Below are 9,647 nucleotides of genomic sequence, written 5' to 3' on the forward strand. Positions count from 1 at the left end.
GGAATAAAATGGAATAAAAAAGAAAAGTGTATGGATTATATGCACAAAAAAATGTACATTTTTCTGTGCGCCCCTACAAAAATGTGCAAAATGTCAAAAATACATTGTCAATTTAATAACAATTTTGTTATGATACCTTTCGAGTCCTTGGGTTGGGGAGCTTTAGGATTCACCGATCTTATTAGGAGGGCTGATATGAATTCACCGCGTATCAAACGATCTGGCAAGATCCTGCTGACCCTGTTTACCCTGATTTGCATCCTGGCAACGGCGGCTTTCGCCGAAGGCGATTCCACCGCTCAAATCGCGGCTTGGGGCACCATCGCATCTCTGCTGCCTCCCGTGGTAGCCATCATCCTGGCACTCATCACCAAGGAAGTGTATTCTTCTCTGTTCCTGGGCATCATCGTGGGCTGCCTGCTGTTCACCAACGGCAATCCCATTGACGCCATCCAGGATTTCGTGTCCCGCCTGTGCAGCAACGCCGGCGGCAACATGGGTATCCTGATGTTCCTGGTCATCCTGGGCACCATGGTGGCCCTGATGATCCGGGCCGGCGGCTCCAAGGCCTACGGCGACTGGGCCGTCAAGCACATCAAGACCAAATCCGGCGCTCTGTGGTCCACCTTCATCCTGGCCATCGTGCTGGGCGTGGACGACTACTTCAACAATCTGACTACCGGTAACGTGATGCGTCCCGTCACCGACGGCCACCACATCTCCCGCGCCAAGCTGTCCTATATGTGCGACGCTACCGCCGCTCCCGTTTGTATCATGATGCCCGTGTCCTCCTGGGCCGCGGCTGTCACCGGTATCATCGGCAACGACGAACTGGGCTTCCAGATCTTCCTGAAGGCCATTCCTTACAACTACTACGCCATTCTGACCCTGGTGTTCATCATGGTTATGACCAGCCTGAACATCGACTACGGTCCCATGAAGAAGCACGAGGACAACGCCGCCAAGGGCGACCTGTACACCACCCCCGAGCGTCCCTTCGCCGGTGTGGAGGAAATGAAGTTCAATCCCAACGGCAAGGTCATCGACCTGGTGATCCCCGTGATCGTGCTGGTAGCCTGCTGCGTGGGCGCCATGATCTATGTGGGCTATCAGGGCGGCGGCACCGACCTCATCAGCGCCTTTGCCAACACCGACGCCTTCTCCGCTCTGCCTCTGGGTTCTCTGATTGCCCTGATCTTCACTATGATTTTCTTTATGGTGCGCCGCTCCATGAAGTTCACTGAGCTGATGGACTGCCTGCCTGATGGCTTCAAGCAGATGGTGCCCGCCATCCTGATCCTCTGCCTGGCCTGGACCATCGGCGACGTGACCAAGGCTCTGGGCGCTCCCGAGTTCGTGGCTGACATCGTCTCCGGCTTCGGCGACAGCCTGCACAACTTCCTGCCCGCCGTGGTGTTCATTATCGCCGCGTTCCTGGGCTTCGCCACCGGTACCTCCTGGGGTACCTTCACCATCCTGCTGCCCATCGTCATCCCGGTGTTCTCCGGCGGCGTGGCGGCTGCCGATCTAACTGCCGACCTGATCAACGGCAACGAGATGCTGATGATTGCCATCGCTGCCACTCTGGGCGGCGCGGTTATGGGCGACCACTGCTCTCCCATCTCCGATACCACCATCATGGCCTCCTCCGGCGCTCAGTGCTACCACCTGAATCATGTGGCCACTCAGCTGCCCTATGCGGTCACTGTGGCGGCGGTCTGCTTTGTCAACTACATCCTGGCGGCTCTCCTCCAGAACATGATCCTGAACCTGCTGATTGCTGTGGTTTCCATGGTGGTGGTGCTGGTCGTCATCGGCAAGGCCAACCACTCCATGAATGTCCACTCTCAGCGAGACTGATTCCTTGCCAGTAGGCGGGAAGGAAGAAAAAAAGTCCGGCCCTCACAAAGGGCCGGACTTTTTGCTTACTTATCGGGTGATCCAGAAGAGATTGGAATCGGTGACAAAGTTGGGGACGCTGTAGAGGACCAGAGCCTGATCGATGCCGTTTTGCTGAATGTAGTCGGCAAGGGACAGCTTGTAGTAACGCAGGTCGATCAGGTGAATCTCAGAGAAGTGGGGAGTCAGAAAGGGCACCAGGGAGTCGGCGTAGGAGTCTCGGATGATGAGCAGCTTAGGCTTGTCGGTATTGGGGGTCTTGACCACGCCAAGGGACTGGTTGCCGCCCAAAAACATAGAGTACTTGTCTTTGACGGAGAGGAAGGAGGTGTCGTACAGAGAGCGGGGCACCTCCACCTGATTGCCGGCGTTGTCATAGGTATAGCTGGTGACGGTAATACCGGTATCGGGCACATAGGTGGAGATGGTGTCGGGGCTCACCCAGCGCACGCCGGAGGAGGAGAATACCGTGCCGTAGAACTCAGTGGAGCGGATGGTCTCGGTGTAGGCATCCAGGGGCACGGGAGTGTAGCCCAGGGCCTCTGCCAGGCCGGTGTAGCCGTAGTATGCGCCCAGGCTGGTCCAGTGGTGGTCAGTGCGGTAGAAGATGCTCTCATCCTTGTGCTCCCACAGGGGGCTGTACAGATCCGCCCAGGTGGCGCCGGGCACAGCAGCCTTGGCCTGATCCAGCAGGTCGGTCTGGCTGGCATTGGGGGCCCCGTCGGGCAGCCGGCCGGCCCAGATGCAGGCCTGGGTGGGAATGAGAGAGAAAGTTACCGGGATATCCACATTTTCCACAAAGCTGTTCACATAATTTACATTCTCCGATACCTTGGCGGCGTCGGGCTGGTCAAACCGGGTAATGAGGGTGTCCTGATCGCAGAAATAGACATCGTTGTTCTCGTGCTTGCCCAGGATCCGCTCGCTGGAGGACTTCAGGGCAATCCACAGGTCCCGGCCCACAAACTGGTCGGTGGTGTAGGTCTCAAAGTCCTTCATGAACTGACCGCTCAACAAGCTGTCCACAGACAGCTTGGGCATCTGTTCCAGATTGCGGTTCTCCATTTCGGAGAACTCCCGGCTAGGAGTAGCGGCGTTGGCCACCAGGAACAGACCGATAAAGGCACAGAACAGAGCGCTGATGAAGATGCAGTATTTTTTCGACATAATCAGAACCTCCAATCAGAAGCGGAAATAGAGGAAGGGATTGTAGGTGGCGTCCACCAGATAGGCGGTGGAAAGAATCAGACCGGCCAGCAACACCACCGGCAGCACCACTTTCATGGGCTTCTCCGGCAGCTTTTTCCACAGCTTGGTAGCCAGCGGAGTGGCGGCCACGGCACCGATGATCAGCATGGGCAGGAAAGAGGTGAAGTAGTACGCCACGCTGGGGGAGGCCAGACCGGCTGGAGCAAAGCCAAACATGGCGGACAGGTAGGCGCCCATGTGACCGAAATCCTCCACGGCAAAGATGGCCCAGCTGACCAGCACCAGGAACAGGGTGTAAATGTGCTGTACCACAGCGGGACACTTCTCCAGCAGCTTGCCCAGGAAGGCCTTCTCCAGAATGATGAGGGCGGCGAAGTAGAGGCCCCAGATCAGGAAGTTCCAGCTGGCGCCGTGCCAGATGCCGGTGGCGGCCCAAACGACCAGCAGGTTGAAAAACAGCCGGGGCTTTTTCACCCGGTTACCGCCCAGGGGGATATACAGATATTCCCGGAACCAGGAGCCCAGGGAGATGTGCCACCGGCGCCAGAACTCGGTGACCGACTTGGAGATATAGGGGTAATTGAAGTTCCGCAGGAACTCGAAGCCCAGCATCCGGCCCAGGCCCACGGCCATGTCGGAATAGCCGGAGAAGTCAAAGTACAGCTGAAGGGAGAAGGCCACCACGCCCAGCCAGGCGCCGGAGACGGTGAGCTGGTCGGTGGGTAGAGCCAGATAGACATCCCAAAGCTTGCCGATGTTGTTGGCCAGCAGCACCTTCTTGGCCAGACCCACCACAAACACCTGCACGCCGGAGGCAAACTGCTCCGGGGAGTGGGTGCGGTAGGTCATCTGGTCGGCCAGCTCTTTGTACTTGATAATGGGACCGGCAATGAGCTGGGGGAAGAGGGTAACGAAGGTACCGAAGCTGACAATGCTTTTCTGCACCTCCGCGTCTCCACGGTAAATGTCCACCGGGTAGGTCATGGTCTGGAAGGTGTAGAAGGAGATGCCGATGGGCAGCGTCAGGTTGAGCACCGGCATACCAACGCCGAAGTGCTGGAAGGTCGTGGCCACCAAATCCCAGTATTTAAAGAAGAACAGGATAGCCAGATTGAGGACCAGCGCCACCGCTACGGCGATCCGGGCGCCCTTGTCGTCGCCTTGCAATTTTCGCCGGGCCACGATCAGGCCGCAGAAGTAGTCCAGCACGATGGTGAAGATCATCAGCAGGATATACTTGGGTTCGCCCCAGCCGTAAAAGATCAGATTGACCACCAGCAGCCACAGGTTGCGCCATTTCAGAGGGGTAATGTAATAGACTAATAATACAATGGGTAGATATAGAAACAAGAAATACAAACTGGAAAAGACCAACTGCTCACCTTCTCTTTGTAGATTTCAGGAAAGATGCCCGGCAGGCTTGCCCTGCCGGGCGCTGAAATGATTATAATGGGTACGGCACCAGAGTGCAACTTCTATTCTACCCAAAAATGCGGATTATTTTGTGTAGCTGTTGAAAATGGTGACCGCATCACCGGCATACTCGCTGATGGCGAAGAGCACATAGTTGCCGTTGGTGACCAGCTTGTAGTTCTTCACCAGCTCATACTGCTCGGGCAGATACTGGGACCACTGGGCGTCCAGATCGGCCTGCCGCTTGGCAATACCGGCCTTCACGGTGTCCATCTTGCCGTCCTTCACCTTGGCGATGAAGAACTCGGTAGAGTGGACGCCCATGAGGGGCATCATGCACACATACTCCTCCAGGTCGGAGGCGTTGATGCCGTACATGGCGGAGAGGGTGGCATCGTCCATGGCGGTCAGGTTGGGCAGGCTCAGCTTGGAGATGTCATTCCAGGTGGACTGGACGGCGCTGGTCTGGGGCTTGCTCTCCGGCGTGGGAGTGGGGTTCACCGTGGGCTTGGGAGTAGCGGTGGGCTTGTTAGTGGGCTTGTTAGTGGGCTTGGGGGTAGCGGTAGGCTTGGTGGTAGGCTTAGCGGTAGGCTGAGCAGAGGGCTCGGCGGAGGGCTCAGTGCTCTCCTCCACGGGAGCGGAGCTCTCGGGCAGAGCGTCAGGGCTCTCCTCGGTGACGGGGGCGGAGTCCTCGGGAGAGGGCATAACGCTCTCAGCCACGGGAGGGGTGGTGACGGTGTTGGGGGTCTCAGAAATGCCGTCGTTGCCGCCGCCGCAGGCGGTCAGCATACCAAGGGTCAGCGTCCCGGCCAGAGCCAGGGCGAGAAAACGATGGTTCATAGGTGGATTCTCCTTTTCTGTTTTTTGTGATCGCTCTATTGGACGGTGGCGGCTGACAAAAAGTTCCCATGTTTCTGTAAAAAAACGCCCCCGCTCCGGCGGGGGCATTCGAGATTCCTTTCAGGCTGGGGCGGCGGGGGCGTCCATGGAATCCAGGGGCAGCACCAGCGTAAAGCGGGTACCCACCCCCGGCCAGGACACCACCTCAAACCAGCCGCCGTGGCGGTCGGCGATCCACTTGGCAATGGACAGACCCAGCCCGGCGCCGCCGGTCTGCCGGGCCCGGCTCTCGTCGGTACGGTAGAAACGGTCAAAGATATGGGGCAGGCTTTGGGCGTCAATGCCCTGGCCCTGGTCGGCCACCGTCAGCCGGGCCAGGCCGTCCTTCCCCTGGACCGACAGGGTGATGCACCCCCCGGCGGGGGTGTATTTCAGTGCGTTGTCCACCAGGATGCGCAGGGCCTGCTTAATGAGCCCCTCGTCGGCCACCACCGGCACGGCACACAGCCATTTCCCCTCCAACTGATGGGTGTGGTCCAGCATCTGGGTCTCCCGCAGCACCTCGGCGGCCAGCTCGGACAGGTCGCACAGCTGGGGATGGAAGGGAACGGAGTCGTTGTCCCCCCGGGCCAGAAACAAAAGCTGTTCCACCAGCTGCTTCATGGAGTCAGCCTCCTGACGGATGGCATCGATGGCCTCCTGCCGGGTGGCAGGGTCGTCCTTGCCCCACCGGTCCAGCAGGCTGGCGTAGCCCTGGATCACGGCGATGGGGGTACGCAGCTCATGGCTGGCATCGGAGACAAAGCGGGTCTGGGAGCGGTAGGCCTCGTTGATCCGGTCCAGCATGGCGTTGATGGCCTGAGCCAGGGCTTTCAGCTCCTTTTGGGTGCCGGTCACCGGGATACGCCGGTCCAGGTGGCTGGCGTTGATCTCATCCAGCTCCCCGGCCAGGGCCTGGAGCTCCTCCGGCGACATGGAGCCGCCCAACCGGGTGGCGGCGGCGGCCAGGTCCTGGATGGGCCGCAGGGTGCGGCGGATGGTGCCTGCGTTTTTGAACAGGTTGAGCACCAGACTGACCAGCTGGCAGATCAGCACCACCCGTCCGGCAAAGACGAAGAGGGTGGCGGGGCGGGACAGGTCCAGAGTGATGGCCAATTCCTGCCCCTGAACCTGGGTCACCAGGGTGTAGCTGGTGGGGCCGCCGGTGGAGAAAATCATCAGGGGAATGAGATGTACCGTTCCTGGATCAAACCAGCGCTGGTCCCCCTCAAGTGCCTGGGGGGAGGGAAGCCAGTGGGGGAGCAGGATACCGTTGGGGTCCCCTTCCGCTTCCGCTACGGAATAGCTGCCGGCGGACATCCATGCCGCGGCCTCCTCCGAGGGGGCGCCCTGCTCTTCCGCCAGAGCCTTCAGTTCCGCTGCCTGCCGGTCGGACCAGACAATGAGGCCGCCCCAGAACAACAGGATGAGCAGGATATCCAGCAGCAGATAGATCCCCAGCAGCCGGAAAAAGAGCCGGGCATTGAGCCGGGCCACGATGGAGGACTTGATGGGGCCGGTGGGCCGGGAAGTTCTGGCAGCCATGGCCTTAACCCCGGAGCCAGTTCAGCACTGGCTCCAGCTGGGGGGCGCTTACCCAGTCGGCGCCCCGTTTCATGGCCTCCAGGGCCTCGCGGGACTGGGGATCGGTCTTTTTGGACAGAATGGCCTTCATCATGGCCATCATCATCTTGTACTTCCCCCGGACCCGGGCGGGGGTATAGCCGCCCCGCAAATAGAAGAGAGGCAGTCCGTTACAGTGGTTGTCACCGGCCAGCTTGGCCGGATCGCACTCCGGCGCCATGCCCACAGCACAGACGGACTCCACCCGGAAGCGAGCGGCGGCCTTTTTCAGACCCTGGACCTTCCCGGCGCACAGCCAGCCCAAATAGAGTACCTGAGTCCCCTGGGGGAGCGTGCACTCCTTCAACTGGTGGAGGGGCAGGCCGGTCTGGTGGGAGAGCAGAGTGGCATACTGGGCGGTAAAGCCGGTGTTACTGGTATAGACGATGGCGGAAACCTTCATTCCAATCCCTCCCGAATGACATAGCCCACACCCCGGACGGTGTGGATCAGTTTAATGTGGAACGCTTCGTCCAGCTTAGTCCGCAGAAAGCGGATGTATACGTCTACGGTGTTGGTCTCGCCCATGAAGTCAAAGCCCCACACCTGCTCCAGCAGTTCCTCCCGGGAGAGGACCTTTTCCTTGTGCTCCAGCAAGCAGCGCAGCAGGTCGAACTCCCGGCGGGTGAGGGCCACGTTCTGGCCGTCCACAGCGACCAGATGCCGGTCCAGATCCATGACCAGGGGCCCGGCGGATAGCCTGTTGTCCGGCTCGGTCCGGGTGGGCCGCTTCCGCAGGGCGGCCCGGATACGGGCCAACAGTTCCTCGGTGGCAAAGGGCTTGGTTACATAGTCGTCCGCCCCCATGTCCAGGCCGGACACCTTGTCCACCACCGTGTCCCGGGCGGTGAGCATGATGACGGGCACCTGGCTCTCTCGCCGCAGGCGGCGGAGCACCTCCATGCCGGAGAGGGCGGGCAGCATGATGTCCAGCAGGATCAGGTCGAACCGCCCGGACAGAGCCAGCTCCAGTCCCCTCCGGCCGTCAAAGGCCTTTTCCACCTGGTAGCCCTCATAATTCAGCTCCAGCTCCACCATGCGGGCCAGCTTTTCTTCATCCTCTACCAGCAGGATGCGCTCCTCCATGGCCGTTCACCTCACTCTTTGGATTGCTTGCCGCGGGCGGCCTGCTCTGCCTGGGCCTTGGCCCGCCCAACCGCGTCGCTGACGGTGTCGGCGGCGTGGTTGACCGCCTGGCTCACCTCATTGCCGTCCAGATCGGGACCGGCGAACCGGTACCGGCAGCCCATAATGAGCCCTATAATAAGCAGGGGTACCGAGATCCAGAAGGCCAGCAGCACCAGAAGAATAAAAATCAGCAGCGGTATGGAGACGATGGGCTCTTCCCACCGCCATACCTCAAACCGGTTGGTGACGCAGCGCCGCAAGAAGCTGACAAAGGTCTCCCAGCCGCTTTGACCGGCGGCGGTTTCAGGCCGGGCGGGGCCCTCGTTGGGAGGGGGAGCGGCCTGCCCGCTGCCGGGCCGGGTGGAGTATCGGGCGCTCTGTCCGCCGTCCGAGCGGATCTTGCCCCGCTGCTCCAGCAGGATCAGAGCGGCCAGCAAATCGCCGCCCGTCTCCTCCAGCACCGCCCTGGCCTCCTCGTAGGACACATCGGCCCGTTTCCGCAGCTGTTCCACCAATTCCAATGTGACATCCATGGGAACACATCCTTTCAACAGTACCAGTATACCCCGGGGCCGGTAAAGAGGGTATTTAGGCTGTCTTAAAATCCCATTAAAACCGGCAACATTATACCAGCCCTATGCTTTTGGTGCAAGCGGCGGCTTTACCGGGGGAGAAAACCATGCTATAATAACCGCAGCCCAAACAGCTGAGCTGTTTGGGGCCGCCTTTCAGGCGGCTGGGCGCGGCGAAACGCCGCGCACTGCGCTTGTTACACCATGGCCGAAACCGGCTGCGCCGGTTTTCACCGCTCTGCGGCGCGCAAGCCGGAGCGGCTTGCAGCCATGGTATAATGCTGTCAGAAGATACATACGGAAAGGAGGGGACGGACATGGGCTGGAAAAAGCGATTGCTTACCTTGCTGTGTGCGGCGGTACTGGTGCTGGGGCCGGGGCTGGTGAGCACCGCCAAGGCAGATACGGTGGAGATCTACCTGATGGCGGAGAACGACCAGATGCTTACCCTGCCGCTGGAGGCTATGCCCACCTGGATCGGCGGCTCCCTATACGTCCCCTATATCGCGTTTGACTGGACGGCCACCGGGGTCAACCTGGGGGTGTCCTACGGACAGATCCAGGGGGACAGTGGGAACAGCTTCATGCTGTACAGCCTCAGCGGGACGCTGACCTTCGACCTGAACGCCGGTACCTGCGTGGACCGGTCCGGCCAGCAGCTGGAGATGCGGGCTGTGTCCCGCAACGGCTGGATCTTTGTGCCGCTGGCGTCGGTGTGCTCCTACTTCGGCCTGCGCTACAGCTATACCCCCACCAATTACGGCACCCTGATCCGCATCACCAACGGACAGGAGCGGTTGGGCAGCGAGTTCATCCAGTATGCTCAGGACCCCATGCGCAGCCGATACAACGCCTATATGAAGCAGCTCTATCCCGATAACAATACCCCCCAGCCTTCTGTGCAGCCCACCCCCGCGCCAAGCC

8 protein-coding genes and 1 pseudogene are annotated in these 9,647 nt (G+C 60.1%); 2 read left to right on the forward strand and 7 right to left on the reverse strand.

The genetic code is table 11. From position 1 onward, the window contains the following. Positions 1 to 195: 195 nt before the first annotated feature. A complete protein-coding gene (locus B5E56_RS06645; protein ID WP_087389132.1) occupies positions 196 to 1,860 on the forward strand; it encodes a Na+/H+ antiporter NhaC family protein in 1,665 nt (554 codons plus the stop codon). Positions 1,861 to 1,929: 69 nt separating this feature from the next. Here the strand turns inward: B5E56_RS06645 and B5E56_RS06650 are convergent, their stop codons facing one another. From B5E56_RS06650 to B5E56_RS06680, 7 genes are all read right to left on the reverse strand, one after another. Then, positions 1,930 to 3,066 (reverse strand): DHHW family protein, encoded by a 1,137-nt coding sequence (locus B5E56_RS06650; RefSeq protein WP_087389133.1) that lies wholly within the window; start codon positions 3,064 to 3,066, stop codon positions 1,930 to 1,932. Between the two features lie 15 nt (positions 3,067 to 3,081). Next, positions 3,082 to 4,482 carry an MBOAT family O-acyltransferase gene (locus B5E56_RS06655; RefSeq protein ID WP_087389134.1) on the reverse strand — a complete coding sequence of 467 codons (1,401 nt, stop codon included), beginning with the start codon at positions 4,480 to 4,482 and terminating at the stop codon, positions 3,082 to 3,084. 123 nt (positions 4,483 to 4,605) lie between these two features. Beyond that, positions 4,606 to 5,361 carry a DUF4358 domain-containing protein gene (locus B5E56_RS06660; protein ID WP_087389135.1) on the reverse strand — a complete coding sequence of 252 codons (756 nt, stop codon included), beginning with the start codon at positions 5,359 to 5,361 and terminating at the stop codon, positions 4,606 to 4,608. 120 nt (positions 5,362 to 5,481) lie between these two features. Then, entirely contained in the window at positions 5,482 to 6,945 is a 1,464-nt protein-coding gene (locus tag B5E56_RS06665) for a sensor histidine kinase (protein ID WP_087389136.1), read from the reverse strand. Positions 6,946 to 6,949: 4 nt separating this feature from the next. Then, positions 6,950 to 7,426, reverse strand: a complete 477-nt coding sequence (locus tag B5E56_RS06670) for a hypothetical protein (RefSeq protein WP_087389137.1) — start codon at positions 7,424 to 7,426, stop codon at positions 6,950 to 6,952. Beyond that, on the reverse strand, positions 7,423 to 8,109 hold the full coding sequence (locus B5E56_RS06675) for a response regulator transcription factor (RefSeq protein WP_087389138.1): 687 nt from the start codon (positions 8,107 to 8,109) through the stop codon (positions 7,423 to 7,425). Before B5E56_RS06675 ends, B5E56_RS06670 begins: the two co-directional genes overlap by 4 nt. An 11-nt stretch (positions 8,110 to 8,120) precedes the next feature. After that, positions 8,121 to 8,684 carry a hypothetical protein gene (locus tag B5E56_RS06680; RefSeq protein WP_087188367.1) on the reverse strand — a complete coding sequence of 188 codons (564 nt, stop codon included), beginning with the start codon at positions 8,682 to 8,684 and terminating at the stop codon, positions 8,121 to 8,123. 356 nt (positions 8,685 to 9,040) lie between these two features. On the opposite strand from B5E56_RS06680, the pseudogene B5E56_RS06685 reads away from it, so the two are divergent. After that, positions 9,041 to 9,647 (forward strand): annotated as a pseudogene (locus B5E56_RS06685) (hypothetical protein); the annotation flags it as partial.

The organism is Flavonifractor sp. An112, assembly GCF_002161085.1.
In the GTDB taxonomy this organism is placed as follows: domain Bacteria; phylum Bacillota; class Clostridia; order Oscillospirales; family Oscillospiraceae; genus Flavonifractor; species Flavonifractor avicola.